At 69.0% G+C, this 14,693-nt stretch carries 10 protein-coding genes and 1 pseudogene; 3 read left to right on the top strand and 8 right to left on the bottom strand.

Going from position 1 to position 14,693, the window contains the following annotated elements:
• The 4 genes and pseudogenes from ACKOQ4_RS07755 to glnA form a co-directional block, all read right to left on the bottom strand.
• Nucleotides 1-213: pseudogene (locus ACKOQ4_RS07755) on the bottom strand (LLM class F420-dependent oxidoreductase); the annotation flags it as partial.
• Nucleotides 210-854, bottom strand: a complete 645-nt coding sequence (locus ACKOQ4_RS07760) for a PaaI family thioesterase (protein WP_526290502.1) — start codon at nucleotides 852-854, stop codon at nucleotides 210-212. The pseudogene ACKOQ4_RS07755 and the gene ACKOQ4_RS07760, both read right to left, overlap by 4 nt.
• A gap of 1 nt (nucleotide 855) precedes the next feature.
• Nucleotides 856-3,825: a bifunctional [glutamine synthetase] adenylyltransferase/[glutamine synthetase]-adenylyl-L-tyrosine phosphorylase gene (locus tag ACKOQ4_RS07765; protein WP_526290504.1), complete on the bottom strand. Its 2,970-nt coding sequence runs from the start codon at nucleotides 3,823-3,825 to the stop codon at nucleotides 856-858.
• Nucleotides 3,826-3,840: 15 nt separating this feature from the next.
• The gene (gene glnA, locus ACKOQ4_RS07770) at nucleotides 3,841-5,181 is read right to left on the bottom strand and encodes a type I glutamate--ammonia ligase (protein WP_526290506.1); all 1,341 of its coding nucleotides are present in this window, start codon (nucleotides 5,179-5,181) and stop codon (nucleotides 3,841-3,843) included.
• A 222-nt stretch (nucleotides 5,182-5,403) separates the two neighbouring features.
• On the opposite strand from glnA, the gene ACKOQ4_RS07775 reads away from it, so the two are divergent.
• Nucleotides 5,404-6,225: a hypothetical protein gene (locus ACKOQ4_RS07775; protein WP_526290508.1), complete on the top strand. Its 822-nt coding sequence runs from the start codon at nucleotides 5,404-5,406 to the stop codon at nucleotides 6,223-6,225.
• Between the two features lie 51 nt (nucleotides 6,226-6,276).
• Here the strand turns inward: ACKOQ4_RS07775 and ACKOQ4_RS07780 are convergent, their stop codons facing one another.
• The 3 genes from ACKOQ4_RS07780 to ACKOQ4_RS07790 form a co-directional block, all read right to left on the bottom strand.
• The gene (locus ACKOQ4_RS07780; RefSeq protein WP_526290510.1) at nucleotides 6,277-7,809 is read right to left on the bottom strand and encodes an alpha/beta fold hydrolase; all 1,533 of its coding nucleotides are present in this window, start codon (nucleotides 7,807-7,809) and stop codon (nucleotides 6,277-6,279) included.
• 67 nt (nucleotides 7,810-7,876) lie between these two features.
• Nucleotides 7,877-9,424, bottom strand: a complete 1,548-nt coding sequence (locus ACKOQ4_RS07785) for an alpha/beta fold hydrolase (protein ID WP_526290512.1) — start codon at nucleotides 9,422-9,424, stop codon at nucleotides 7,877-7,879.
• 56 nt (nucleotides 9,425-9,480) lie between these two features.
• Nucleotides 9,481-10,908, bottom strand: a complete 1,428-nt coding sequence (locus ACKOQ4_RS07790) for a WS/DGAT/MGAT family O-acyltransferase (RefSeq protein ID WP_526290514.1) — start codon at nucleotides 10,906-10,908, stop codon at nucleotides 9,481-9,483.
• A 150-nt stretch (nucleotides 10,909-11,058) separates the two neighbouring features.
• Here ACKOQ4_RS07790 and panB point away from each other — a divergent pair, with 150 nt between their 5' ends.
• Nucleotides 11,059-11,898: a 3-methyl-2-oxobutanoate hydroxymethyltransferase gene (panB, locus tag ACKOQ4_RS07795; RefSeq protein WP_526290516.1), complete on the top strand. Its 840-nt coding sequence runs from the start codon at nucleotides 11,059-11,061 to the stop codon at nucleotides 11,896-11,898.
• 54 nt (nucleotides 11,899-11,952) lie between these two features.
• Complete coding sequence (locus ACKOQ4_RS07800; RefSeq protein WP_526290518.1) at nucleotides 11,953-13,440, top strand: CYTH and CHAD domain-containing protein; 1,488 nt, start codon at nucleotides 11,953-11,955, stop codon at nucleotides 13,438-13,440.
• Here ACKOQ4_RS07800 and ACKOQ4_RS07805 read toward each other — a convergent pair.
• Nucleotides 13,437-14,693: Calx-beta domain-containing protein (locus tag ACKOQ4_RS07805; protein WP_526290520.1), on the bottom strand; the 1,257-nt coding region annotated here is incomplete at its 5' end. The two genes, ACKOQ4_RS07800 and ACKOQ4_RS07805, sit on opposite strands and share 4 nt — an antisense overlap.

The raw sequence follows: 14,693 nt of genomic DNA on the forward strand, positions 1-14,693 counted from the left end.
CGCGCCGACGAGTACCCACGGGTCGGGCCAGTCGGTGAACGGCTGCCAGCGGCGCTGCCCGTCGGGGGTGTACGGATACGGGGTCGCCAGCGTCTCCAGGTTCACCACGTGGTCGGGAATCGCCATGCCCTCGTATCCGAGATCATCGGCCGCCCGAGCTATGTCGACGATCTCGCCGATGTCCAGGAAAGCACTGCTGACGTAGAACTTCATTGCCCGTCCCTTGCCCAGGCCGGTGTGATGAAGACCCCGTCCGCCTCCACCGTGGGTCCCCGACTGTCGCTGATCACGCCGCGGGCGTAGGTCTTGTGATCCTCGACGCGGTCGATGTGGGCCTCGGCCCGCAGCGGTCCCAGTGGTGTGCCCCGCAGGTATCGCAGGCTGATGGTGCCGGTGAACCTCGGCTCGGTCAGCGCTCTAGTCGCCGCCTCCCCGAGCAGCTGGTCCAGAACCAGCGCGCAGATACCACCATGCACCAGTCCCGGTGGTCCCTCGTACACCCCGCCGAGGGTGAACTCGCTCCAGGCGGTGCCGTCGGGATCGTGGTGGACCTGCATCGGCGGGGCGATCGGATTACGCACTCCCACGGCCGGATTCGACCACACCACCGGAAGGCCGGTGGCCTCGTGCCGCATTGCCCACCCGGCGCGCATGCGCTGGTCGCGGTTCAGCGTCGCGGTCACGGCCTCGATGGCCGCGGTCGCCGAGTGGGCGGTCTCGGCCTCGACGGCGGTATGCAGGCTGGCCTGCATCAGTTCGCGGATCGCGGTGGCCAGCGGGGCGTAGCGGCGGTGCAGCCGCTCGTACTCCTGCTCGCCGATCAGCTCGACGTCGAACTTCGTTTCATCGGCCAACTCAGCTCCCGAAAACCTTGTTCACGACCGCCTTCGCGCGTCGCGTGACACGCAAGTAGTTGTCCAGGAAGGCTCCCCCGTCTCCGTCCTGCCAGCCGGCCGCCGAGGCGACCGCATTGAGCTGGCGGCCGGGGCCGGGCAGCTGGTCGGTGGGCCGGCCCCGCACCAGTACCAAGGCGTTGCGGGCCCGCGTCGCGGTCAGCCAGGCCTCCCGCAGCTGGGCGGCGTCGGCCTCCGGGATGAGTCCGGCCGATCCGGCCGCGTCGAGCGCCCCCAGCGTGGAGGTGTTGTGCAGGGCGGGCACCTCGTGGGCGTGTCGCAGCTGCAGCAGCTGCACGGTCCACTCGACGTCGGCCAGGCCGCCGCGGCCCAGTTTGGTGTGGGTGTTGGGGTCGGCTCCGCGGGGCAGCCGCTCGGCGTCCACCCGGGCCTTGATCCGGCGGATCTCGCGCACCGCCTCCGCCGAGACCCCACCGTCGGGATAGCGCGTCCGGTCGGCCATCGCCACGAAGCGCACCCCGAGATCGGCATCGCCGGCCACCGGCCGGGCCCGCAGCAGCGCCTGGACCTCCCAGGGCTGTGCCCACTGGCCGTAGTAGGCGGCGTAGGAGGCCAGAGTGCGCACCAGCGGGCCGTTGCGGCCCTCCGGGCGCAGGTTGGCATCGACCTCCAGGGGCGGGTCGTCGCTGGGGGATCCGAGCAGCGCGCGTACCTGCTCGGCGACCGACACCGACCACTTCACCGCGCGGGTCTCGTCCACGCCGTCGGCCGGCTCACAGACGAACATGACGTCGGCGTCCGAGCCGTATCCCAGCTCCCCTCCGCCGAGGCGGCCCATTCCGATCACCGCGATGGCCGCCGGCGGGGCGCCGCCGGCCGGCGTGCTCGCCCGGATGATCGCCTCGAGGGCGCACTGCAGCACCGCGACCCACACCGCGCTCAGCGCCAGGCACACCGACTCGACGTCGAGCAGGCCCAGCAGGTCCGCCGAGGCCACCCGGGCCAGTTCCCGCCGGCGCAGCGTCCGGGCGGCCGCGATCGCCCGGCCCGGGTCGGGGTGCCGCCCGGCCGAGGCGATCAGCGCCTTGGCCACTCCGTCCGGACCGACGTCGAGGAGTTTGGGCCCGGCCGGGCCGTCGGCGTAGGACTGGATCACCTCCGGCGCGCGCATCAGAAGCTCGGGCACGAACGCCGAGGTCCCCAGTACCCGCATCAGCCGCTTGGCCACCGCGCCCTCGTCGCGCAGCGTACTCAGGAACCAGCGCTGGTCGGCCAGTGCCTCGCTGATCCGCCGGTAGGCCAGCAGACCACTGTCCGGGTCGGGGGTGTCGGACAGCCAGTCCAGCAACCGCGGCAGCAGCACCGACTGCACCCGGCCCCGCCGTCCGCTCGACTTCACCAGTGCGCCCAGATGCGTCAGCGCGCTCTGCGGTCCCTCGTAACCCAGTGCGGCAAGCTGTCTTTCGGCCGCCTCCGCCGACATCTGGCCCAAGCCCACCGACGCGCCGACCGACTCCAGCAGCGGTTGGTAGAAAAGCTTGGCGTGCAGCTTGGACACCCGCACGTTCTGCCGTTTGAGTTCCTCCCGCAGCACCCCCAGAGCGTCGTGGGTGCCGTCCGGCCGGACGTGAGCCGCCCGGGCCAGCCATCTCAGCGCCTCGTCGTCGTCGGGAGCGGGCAGCAGATGGGTGCGCTTCAGCCGCTGAAGCTGCAACCGGTGTTCGAGCAGCCGGAGGAACTCGTAGGACGCGGTCAGGTTCGCCGCGTCGTCGCGGCCGACATAACCCCCCGCTGCCAGTGCGGCGAGCGCATCCACCGTCGAGGCGACATGCAGCGAATCATCGGTACGGCCGTGCACGAGTTGGAGCAGTTGCACGGCGAACTCGACGTCGCGCAGACCTCCGGTGCCCAGTTTTATCTCCCGGTCTCGCACGTCGGCGGGCACCAGCGACTCGACCCGCCGCCGCATGGCCTGCACCTCAGGCACGAAATCCTCACGCTCGCAGGCGGTCCAGACCATCGGCATCAGGGCGTCGATGTAGCGGTGGCCTAGTTCGGGATCGCCGGCGCAGAACCGGGCCTTCAGCAACGCCTGGAACTCCCAGGTCTTCGCCCACCGCTGGTAGTAGGAGACGTGTGAGTCCAGGGTCCGCACCAGAGCTCCGGCCTTCCCCTCGGGACGGAGAGCCCCGTCCACTTCGAAGAAGGCCTCCGAGGCCAGTCGCATCGTCTCCCCCGCCACCCGGGTGGTGACCGGATCGGCGTCCTGACCGACGAAGATGACGTCGACGTCGCTGACGTAATTCAATTCCCGCGCGCCGCTTTTGCCCATCGCGATGATCGCCAGTCGCGGTCGTTCCTCGCCCTTGCAGACACCCGCCACCGCCACTTCCAGAGCCGCGCCCAGTGCAGCGTCGGCCAGGTCGGAGAGATGCCGGCCGATCATCGGGAATTGCAGCACCGGCTCGTTCTCGACCGTCGGCGCCAGATCCAGCGCGGCCAGCACCATCAGCTGGTCGCGGTAGCACAACCGCAGTTTCGGCATCACCGCCGTCTCCGCCGGCCCGAATTCGGCTATGCAATCGGCGAAAATCCGGCGCAGCCGTTCGGGGCCGGGCAGGCTCACCTCACCCTCGAGCAGGTGCCACGACTGCGGGTTGGCGACCAGATGGTCACCGAGGGCCAGCGAGGAGCCCAGTACCGCGAACAACCGGCCCCGCAGACCGCGGTCGGCCCGCAGCGCCGTGTCGAGTTGGGCCCAGTCGCCTGCGAGCGCTTCGGAGAGCCGGACCAGGGCGTTGAGGGCGGTGTCGGCATCCGGCGCCCGCGACAGCGACCACAGCAACTCCACGTGGGCGTCGGTGTCCCAGCCCAGTCGGCTCAGGTGCGCGGCGGCCGAGGGTCCGACCAGACCGAGCCTTCCCACGCCCGGCAGGCGGGGACGCTGCGTCGCGGGTTTGACCACGACCATGACGCTATCGCGCGGCTAGAGCGCGAGGTATTTCTTCAGCTCGAACGGGGTGACGTTGCTGCGGTATTCCTCCCACTCCGCACGCTTGTTGCGCAGGAAGTAGTCGAAAACATGCTCGCCGAGCGCCTCGGCGACCAGCTCGGAGTTCTCCATCTCGCCAAGCGCCACACCGAGACTGGACGGCAGCTCGCGGTAGCCCATCGCGCGGCGTTCCTCCGGCGTCAGGGTCCAGACGTTGTCCTCGGCCTGCGGGCCGAGTCGGTAGTTCTTCTCGATACCGCGCAACCCGGCCGCCAGCAGGACCGCGAAGGCCAGGTAGGGGTTGCACGCCGAGTCCGGGCTGCGCACCTCGACGCGCCGCGATGCGGCCTTGCGCGGGGTGTACATCGGCACCCGCACCAGCGCGGAGCGGTTCGCCGCGCCCCACGACGCCGCCGTGGGGGCCTCCCCGCCGTGAACCAGGCGCTTGTAGGAGTTCACCCATTGATTGGTCACCGCGCTGATCTCGCTGGCGTGCTCGAGGATGCCCGCGATGAACGACTTCGCCACATCCGAGAGCTGCAGCGGATCGTCGGGGCTGTGGAAGGCGTTGGTCTCCCCCTCGAACAGACTCATGTGAGTGTGCATGGCCGAGCCCGGGTACTCGGCGAAGGGTTTGGGCATGAACGACGCCCGCACACCCTCAGCCAGCGCGACCTCCTTGACCACGTAGCGGAAGGTCATCACGTTGTCAGCCATCGACAGCGCGTCGGCGTAACGCAGGTCGATCTCCTGCTGGCCGGGTGCGCCCTCGTGGTGGCTGAATTCCACCGAGATGCCCATCTGCTCGAGGGCGTCGATCGCGTGCCGGCGGAAGTTGGGAGCGGAGTCGTGAACGGACTGGTCGAAATAGCCGCCGTTGTCCGCCGGAACCGGCGCGCTGCCGTCGAAGGGCCCGGGCTCGAGCAGGAAGAATTCGATCTCGGGGTGCACATAGCAGGAGAAGCCCAGGTCGCTGGCCTTGGCAAGCTGACGGCGCAGCACATGGCGGCTGTCGGCCCACGACGGCGAACCGTCCGGCATGGTGATGTCGCAGAACATCCGCGCCGAGTGGTGCTGTCCCGAACTGGTCGTCCAGGGCAGCACCTGGAATGTCGACGGGTCCGGCCGGGCGACGGTATCGGATTCGAAGACCCGGGCGAAGCCCTCGATCGAGGACCCGTCGAATCCGATGCCCTCGTCGAAGGCGCCCTCGAGTTCGGCCGGCGCGATGGCGACCGATTTGAGGTATCCGAGCACGTCGGTGAACCACAACCGGACGAATCGGATGTCCCGTTCCTCCAGCGTGCGCAGCACGAATTCCTTTTGCCGGTCCATGCCGCGAGCGTATGCATCGGCTGTTAACTCCGTGTTACGGCCGCCGCTTTGCAACCAGTGAGACCAACGGCGGAGGGAGGTGGGACCCGGGCGATTCGCCGGGCGGGTTTACATTGGTGACAGCCGAACTCCGGCAGCGCCGGCGTTGCGCTTCGTCACTGTCGTCCCCTGGGAGGTGCAAGCTCCATGCCGGGCACAGCTTCCCCAAGGATCGGCGCGCACGTGGCCGGCTGCGCGGTAGCGCTCGGCCTCGGCGCGGCCATCGCCGGCTGGGGCGCGACAGAAGCGTCCGCCGACACCGGCCGACCCGACTCCGGCTCCCGCACCGCGACCCAGTCCGCTCCTCGCGAAGCCCAGACTGGCTCCCCTACCGGCCGTACCGGGCCGACGGCACGTCGGACGGGTAACGAACGGTCGGCGACCACGGTGCCGCGCAGGCGGGCTCCATCGGTGACGGCCGCCAGAGCTCGCGGCGACCGCCCGGCGGCCACGGTGTCGAACCCCGCCATCGCGCCGGGTGCGCAGTCGCCGGCAGGTCCGCGCCAACGACGGGTGACGATTCTCAAGAACACCCATATCGGTCTTCCGCCCATGATCGATCCATTCGTGCGCTCGGTGTCCGGATCGGCGACGTTCACCCCTGACACGGTCTACGACCTCAACGACGACGATCAATACGACTGGAACAAGCTGACCGGAATCGGCTTCAGCATCCCGGCTAACGTCGAGGCCACCATGGTCGCCTGGCGCTGGAACGTGCAGGCTCAGACCTTCGAGGTGGCACCGGCTTTCAACGTCGCCGATAAAAGGGTGCTTCCGTCGGACGACGAGATCATCAGGGTTCCGGCCGGCGACTCGTTCGCGTTCGCGGTGGACTACGCCGGGGTGACGATCAGCCACGGGGCTCAGACGGTCTACAAGGCTTCCCCTCCGGACCTGAAGGCCGGCGGGTTCTCGTTTCGCATGTGGCCATGGTTCGGCGGCAACCGCGTGTCGCCGAAGACGCTGTCCTTCTACCTCGGCGTCAGGTCTGCGCGTCGCTGAACCCCCGGCCGTCCGGCCGCGGGGCGACGGCTCCCGGTAACAGCCTGTGGCTCAGCAGCGCAGGTTGCCGGGCACGATCCGCTCGACGAGATAACCCACCACCGCGTTGTCGACGCAGTCGTCGCCGTTGAAGACGACGGTGTGCTGCGTTCCGTCGTAGGTGATCAGCGGGGCCTGCAGTTGCCGGGCCAGATCCACGCCAGCCTGGTACGGGGTAGCCGGATCATGGGTTGTCGACACCACCACCACGCTGCCGGGCGGCGCGGGCGTCGCCGCGTGCGGGGCCAGCGTCGTCGGCACCGGCCAGAAGGCGCACAGGTCGCGGGGGGCGAAGCCGGTGAACTGTCCGTAGGACAGGAACGGTGCCCGCTGCCGGATCTGCTGGTCCACCCGGGCCCAGGTGGCCGGATCGCTGGGGGTGGGGTTGTCCACGCACCGGATGGCGCTGAAGGCATCCTGGCCGTTGCCGTAGTGACCCTCGTCGTCGCGGCCCTCGTAGTCATCGGCCAGCAGCAGCAGGTCGCCGGCGTCCTGTCCGCGTTGCAGACCGAGCAGCCCGCTGGTCAAGTATTTCCAGTAGGACGGGGTGTAGAGCGCGTTGACGGTGCCGGTGATCGCGTCGGCGTAGCTCAGCCCGCGGGGGTCGGAGGTCGGTCCGGGTTTGGCCACCAGGGGGTCGACCAGTTGGTGGTAGCGGGCCACGAACAGGGCCGGGTCGGTGCCCAGCGGGCAGGCCGGCGACTTGGCACAGTCGGCGGCATAGTCGTTGAACGCCTGCTGGAAGCCGGCCATCTGCTCAACCAGGGAGACCATCGGGTCCTCGGTCGGGTCGATCGCGCCGTCGAGCACCATGGCACGGACCCGGTCGGGGAATCGCTCGAGATACTCCGTACCCAGTTCCGTGCCGTAGCTGAAGCCCAGATAGTTGATCCGGTCCTCACCCAGTGCGGCACGCACAGCGTCCATATCCCTTGCGGCCGAAGCGGTTCCGACACCGGCCAGGAACTGCTTACCCATCCGCTCCAGACACTTCTGAGCAAAGCCGCGGTTGAGAGCTTCAATGGCGAGCACTCCGGCCTGGCTGTAGTCGACCATCGGCTCGCGTCGCCAAGCGTCACGCTCGGCATCGGTTCGGCAGCGCAGTTCGGGCGTGGAGTGCCCGACGCCGCGCGGGTCGAAGCCGACCAGGTCGAAGTGTTCGGTGACCGGACTGTCGGCCAGTTTCTCGTACAGGCCCACCACCGAGTCGACCGCCGATGCCCCCGGGCCGCCCGGGTTCATCATGAGCGCGCCCACCCGCTGGCCGCTGGCCGGGATTCTGATCACCGCCAGGTTCACCTGGGCCCCGTCTGGGTCGGCGTAGTCGATGGGCACCGGGACGGCGGCGCACTGCGCGGTGGGCAGATAACTCTCGGTGACGAAACGCTCGCAGCCCCCCCACTGCGGCGGGGTGGTCTGACCAAGACCGGGAGCGGCGAGTGCCGGCGCGGACGTGAGGACCGCCGCCAGCAGGGTGCTCACGAGGGGCGAAGCCGCGGAGAACACCGCCGAGTCCGTCCGACTCGCGCGTTTCATGGCCGCCATCGTGGCACGGTTTACACCGCGTGGGCAGCGCGCGACGGTCACACCTCGGTATCAGTCGCGCAGCGGTTCAGCAGGTGGCTCCCTGCGGTGGCAGCTTCAGGTCGACGAGATAGGCCGCGACGTAGTCGTCGACGCACTGCTGGCCCTGGAACGCGACGGTGTGCTGAGTCCCGTTGAACGTCAACAGCGCTCCGCCGAGCTGCTTGGCCAGATCCACACCGGCCTGATACGGCGTGGCGGGGTCGCCGGTGGTGGAGATCACCAGCACCGGCGGCAGCCCGGCGGCCGACACGGCGTGCGGAGTGCTGGTGGGCGGCACCGGCCAGAACACGCAGGTGCTCATCGGTGCGTGCCCGGTGAACTCGCCATAGCTCATGAACGGCGCCACCTCCCGCAACCGGCGGTCCTCTTCGATGACCTTCGCGCGATCGGTGACCGGCGGTTGGTCGACGCAGTTGACGGCGATGCGGGCGTCGGTGGCATTGGTGTAATGCCCCTGCGGGTCACGCCGCATGTACATGTCGGCCAGCGCCAGCATGGTGTCGCCGCGGCCCTTGGTCATCTCGGTGAGGGCCTGGCTCAGGTGGCGCCACAGATTCGGCGAGTACAGCGCCATGATGGTGCCGACGATCGCGTCGCTGTAGCCCAGACCACGCGGGTCCTTGGTCTTCATCGGCTTGTCGACCAGCGGATCGACCAGGTCGCGATAGACCGTGACCGCCTTGGCCGGATCGGTGCCCAGCGGGCAGTCGGAGTCCTTGGCGCAGTCGGCGGCGAAGTCGTTGAACGCCTTCTGGAAGGCCGCGGCCTGGTCGATGTCGGCCTGGATGGGATCGGCGTTGGGATCCACCGCGCCATCGAGGACCATCGCCCGGACCTTGTCGGGGTAGGCCTCGGCGTAGGCCGCACCGATGCGGGTCCCGTAGGAGTAGCCCAGATAGTTCAACTTCTCGTCGCCGACCGCGGCGCGCAGCGCGTCGAGGTCTTTGGCCACACTGGCGGTGCCGACGTTGGCCAGGAATTCCTTGCCCATCTTGTCGACGCAGCGCTGCACGAATTCCTTGGTCAGGCCCTCGATGTGCTCGACACCCTCGGGGCTGTAGTCCACCTGTGGGTCGGCGCGCAATCGGTCGTTGTCCTCGTCGGAGTTGCACCACAGCGCCGGGGTCGACGAACCGACGCCGCGCGGATCGAAGCCGACGAGGTCGAAGCGATCACGCACCTGGCGCGGCAGGCCGTCGAGCAGGCTGGTGGCCGCCTCGATCCCGGACTCCCCGGGTCCGCCGGGGTTGATGATCAGCGATCCGATCTTGTCCCCGGTTGCCGGGAACCGGATCAGCGCCAGGGTTGCCTGAGCTTCGTCGGGTTTGGCGTAGTCGACGGGAACGGCGATCTTGCCGCACTGCGCACCGGCCGGGATGGGCAGAGCGGCTCCGCCCCCGCCGCCGGCGGGGCGGCAGGGACCCCAGGCGACCGGCTGGCCGATCTGCGGCTCGGCGATGACCGCCTTGCCGCCGACCACGGTGCTGCAGCCCGCGCTCGCCGACAGCAGGCCCACCAGGGCAGGGACCACGACAGCGGCGCGCACGAATCGGGGGCGCTGATAGAGCCTCATGGCCAACATGCTGCCACGTCCGCAGAGCGGGCCGCCCGGGCAGCGTGTTCCGCGGGTCAGCCTTGCGGCCCCGACTTGGCCGAACGCCGCCGCGCTTTGGTGGTCGCCAGCAATTCGGAGATGCCGGTGACGAAGCCGTCGGCCATGTCCCACAGATCCGGCAGCAACTCCGGGCAGGAGATCAGCCCGACGTTGAGCTTGCCGTTGAGCGACATCACTGTGATGTTCAGCCCGGCGCCATGGAAGATCGGCCCGAGCGGGTACATGGCCTCGACCTCCGCGCCCAGGAAATACAGCGGGATCTGCGGCCCGGGGACGTTGGAGATCACCAGATTGTGCACCGGCCGCTCGGTGAGCCGGGTGCGCGCGTACACCCGCATCGCGACCCCGAACACCGCCGGCCCGGCGAACTGGCTCCAATCCTGCAGCAGGGTGGCACCGATAGCCGAACTGTGGTCCTTGGCGACAGTGTTGGCCTCGGCGATCGCCGTCAGCCGCTCGGCCGGGTCGGCGATCTCGGTGTGCAGGCTGGAGAACAGGCCGGAGACCTGATTGCGGCCGGGCCGGTCGGAGCGGTCGTGAACCGACACCGGGACCATGGCGACCAGGCTGGAGTCCGGCAGTTCACCGCGATCGAGCAGGAACCTGCGCAGCACCCCCGACACCAGGGCCATCACGACGTCGTTGACCTTGACCCCGTAATGGTCCTTGACCGCCTTGATGTCGGCCAGGTCGAGTTGGCTGAACGCGACGTTGCGGTGGGCGGTGATGCGCGCGTTGAACGGCGTCGGCGGGGCGGCGAACGGGTTGGCCATCGCCCTGCCGCCCGCCGCCCGGCGCACCGTGTCGACCACGGTCGAGACGGTGGAGGGAAGCACACTGGTCGCCAGACTGACCGGGCGCGCGGCGAACCTGCCCAGCCCGCCGAGCGCGATCCGCAGCGCGTTGGTGTTCCCGGTGGCCTGCACCGGGTCCGGCGGCGGGGCGTCGGGCTCGACCGAGCACAGCCGTGACATCAGGTTGGCTCCGGTGACACCGTCGACGGCGGCGTGGTGCACCTTGGTCAGAACCGCCAGCCGGCCGCCCTTGCGTGCGTCGGTGCCGCCGAGTCCTTCGATGACCCACATCTCCCACAGCGGGTGGCGCCGGTCGAGGGGTAGGGACGCCAGGTGTCCGCAGATCTCGGCGAGTTCCACCCGGCCGCCGGGCGCCGGCAGACCGACGCGATGCAGATGGCGGTCGACGTCGAATTCGGTGTCCTCCACCCAGACCGGGTGGTCGAGGTTGAGGAAGCTGTTGGCCAGCCGTTCCCGGAACGTGGGGATTGCGGTGATCCGCAGGGCCAGTTCGTCACGCAGCCGCTCGAAGCTGTACCCGCCCGGGATGGTGGCGCCGTCGAGTTCCAGCACGGAACAGACGTGCAGCGGCTGAGTAGAGGTCTCAAGGTAGAGGAAGCTGGCGTCGAGTCCGCTGAGGCGCTGCATACGCCGATGCTAGGCGCACTCACTGTGAGCAACAGCACTCGCCGGCGGATTTCCTCCCTCCCCGGGGCGGTGGCAGACTTGAGGGGCACGCGAACCCGGGGACCCGGATGGGCCACGAGGATCGAACCGGCGACATTTGGGGACGGAACCATGTCCGATACCGAGCAGCCGCTCTACGGGGCCGGCGCCCCCGCACGCGTCAAAATTCGCACCCACCACCTTCAGCGGATGAAGACCGAGGGACACAAGTGGGCCATGCTCACCGCCTACGACTTCTCGACGGCCCGGTTGTTCGACGAGGCCGGTATCCCGGTGCTGCTGGTCGGCGATTCAGCCGCCAACGTCGTGTACGGGTACGACACCACCGTGCCGGTCACCGTCGATGAACTCATTCCGCTGGTGCGCGGGGTGGTGCGCGGCGCCGAGCATGCCCTGGTGGTGGCCGACCTCCCGTTCGGCAGCTACGAGGGCGGCCCGGCCCCGGCACTGGCCACCGCCACCCGGTTCCTCAAGGAGGCCGGGGCGCACGCGGTGAAACTCGAGGGCGGGGAGCGGGTGGCCGACCAGATCGCGACCCTGACAGCCGCCGGTGTTCCGGTGATGGCCCACATCGGCTTCACCCCGCAGAGCGTCAACAGCCTGGGCGGGTTCCGGGTGCAGGGGCGCGGCGACGCCGCCGAACAGACCGTCGCCGATGCGATCGCCGTGCAGGAGGCCGGCGCGTTCGCGGTGGTGATGGAGATGGTGCCCGCCGAACTGGCAACCCAGATCACCGGCAAGCTGACCATTCCGACGGTAGGCATCGGCGCGGGACCCAACTGCGACGGCCAGGTTCTGGTCTGGCAGGACATGGCCGGCCTCACCGGTGGCAAGACCGCCAAGTTCGTCAAGCGGTTCGGCGACGTCGGTGGCGAGTTGCGCCGGGCCGCTATCCAGTACGCGGGCGAGGTGGCCAGCGGCGCCTTCCCCGCCGAGGAGCACAGCTTCTGATCGAAACCGCCCCGGACCGAACGCGACCCCCCGGTCGTGTGCGACGCTGATCCGGTGGCGAAGTCCGGACGCTTTGTCGAATTGGAGCGGAAGTTCGACGCGCCCCATGCCGATCTGTCACCGTCGTTCGACGGGCTGGCGGCGGTTTCGCGGGTCGAGAAACTGCCCACCCAGCACCTCGACGCCTTCTATTTCGACACCGCCAACCATGATCTGGCCGCCAACTGGGTGACGCTGCGCCGCCGCACGGGTGGCCCTGACGAGGGCTGGCATCTCAAGCTGCCCGCCGGAGAGGCTCGCACCGAGGTCCGGGCGCCGCTGACCGGCGTCGACCGGCCCGCTGACGTGCCCGAGACGCTGCTCGACGTCGTCCGTGCGATCGTCCGTGACCGGCCGTTGATCGCGGTCGCAAAGATCTCCACCGAACGTGACGTGACCATGATCTACGGGCCCGACGGCGCCGCGCTCGCCGAGTTCTGCGACGACCGGGTCAGTGCCTGTCGGCTGAATCCCGCCGACGGCGGGGCCGAGGCCGAGCAGCACTGGCGCGAGTGGGAATTGGAACTCGTCGACGCGGGCATCGACGACGCGGCCGGTCTGCTGAACAGATTGGCCAACCGGTTGCTCGACGCAGGAGCACAGGGCGCCGGCCACGGCTCGAAACTCGCCAAGGTCCTCGGCGAGAGCACTAAGCAGAGCCCGGAGTCTCCGGCCGACCCGGTGCACCGCGCGGTGGCCGAACAGGTCAAGGCTCTACTGGAGTGGGACCGCGCGGTCCGCGCCGACGCCGACGACGCGGTGCATCAGATGCGGGTCACCATCCGCCAGATCCGCAGTCTGCTGCAGGCCTCCGAGGAAGAGTTCGGTCTGACCGACGACGCGACGATCCTCAGCGAGTTACGCGAGTTGGCCGCGGTGCTCGGCATCGCCCGCGACGCCGAGGTGCTGGCCGAGCGCTATCGAGACGCACTGGACGCGTTGCCGCCGGAACTGGTTCGCGGACCGGTTCGGGCGCGGTTGGTCAACGGCGGCTGGCTACGTTACAAAGCGGGCCTGAACCGTTCATTGAAAGCGATGCGATCGGCGCGGTACTTCCGGCTGCTCGACGCGCTCGATGACGTCGTCATCACCAGTCCCCCTCCGGAGGACGGGCAACCGCACCCCACTATCGCCTCGGGCTACAAGCGCGTGCGGAATCGGGCCCGGATGGCAGCCGAGGCCGCCACCGAACACGAGCGCGACGAGGCATTGCATCGGGTTCGCAAGGCGGCCAAGCGGCTTCGCTACGTTGCCGCCGCAACCGGCAACGCGGCGGTGTCGGAGCGGGCAAAGATGATCCAGAGCCTGCTCGGCGATCATCAGGACAGTACGGTCAGCCGTGCACATCTTCTCCACGAGGCGGCCGCGGCGCACGCGGCCGGTGAGGACACCTTCACCTACGGCGTGCTCTATCAATTGGAGGAGGAGTTGGCACGACGCTGTCGCGAGCAACTCGCCGGTGCTCTGAAAGCCTTGCGCCGCAGCGTCCGCAAGGCTCGCTAGGCCGCTGCGTACCGACTACCCGTCGCGACGGCGCCGGCTGCCGGCACGCCGTCGTCGTTGACAATCGTTCCGGTGGCCGTTCGCACCCCCAACTGGGCCCCCGAGGGCGCCGAGAGAGAGATCGTGAACGTCTCGTCGGCCTCCGTTGATCGGTCCCCGAACACGAGTACGGCGATCTGCTGCGACGTCTGGCCGGCCGCGAAGGTCACCGTCCCGGATGCTGCGGAATAGTCCCGGCCCGCCGTGGCCGTACCGTTGGCCGTCGCATAGCCGACCCTGACCGGGACCGCCGCCGGCTGGCTCAGAGACACGGTGAACTGAGCCGCGGTCAACCCTGAATTGCCCTCGATGACCCTCACCGGCGAGATGGACACCAGCGGTCCGTCGTCGTTTCGTATCGTCGCTGTCGCTGTCTTGTTGGAGCCCAGTTGGACTCCCGACGGTGAGGCCAGGGTGACGGTGAAGGTCTCATTGAGTTCCGCGGTGGTGTCCCCGACGACGGCCACCGTGACCGACTTCGAGGTCTGGCCCGCAGCGAAGGTGAGTGTGCCCGACGCCGCGGTGTAGTCCACCCCCGCCGTCGCAGTCCCATTGGCCGTGCCATAACCCACCGTGACCGTGCTCAGCGCCGGCTGGGACAACGACACCGTGAACTGCGCCGCCGTGGTCCCGGCATTCCCCTCGGTGACGTTCAGGCTCACCGGGGAGATCGACACCACCGCCGCATCATCATTGACAATCGTCGCCGTGGCCGTCTTGGTGCCCAGCACCGCACCACTGGGAGAGGCCAGATTCACCGTGAAGGTCTCGTTGGCCTCCACCACCCCATCCCCGGCCACCGCCACCGCAACCGACTTCGAGGTCTCCCCCGCAGCAAACGTCAGGGTGCCTGACACCGCGGTGTAATCCACCCCCGCCGTCGCAGTCCCCTTCGCCGTGCCATAACCCACCGTGACCGTGCTCAGCGCCGGCTGGGACAACGACACCGCGAACTGCGCCGCCGACGTCCCGGTATTCCCCTCGGTGACGTTCAGGCTCACCGGCGAGATCGACACCACCGCCGCATCATCATTGACAATCGTCGCCGTCGCCGTCGTGTCGACGCCCAGCACCGCACCCGACGGCGAGGCCAGACTCAGCAAGAAGGTCTCACCGGCCTCCACCACACCATCACCGAGTACGTCCACAGTGACCGACTTGGACGTCTCCCCCGCCGCGAAACTCAGCGTCCCCGACACCGCCGTGAAATCCGT

Origin of the sequence: Mycobacterium sp. (assembly GCF_046095365.1) — a bacterium.
Classification (GTDB): Bacteria; Actinomycetota; Actinomycetes; order Mycobacteriales; family Mycobacteriaceae; genus Mycobacterium.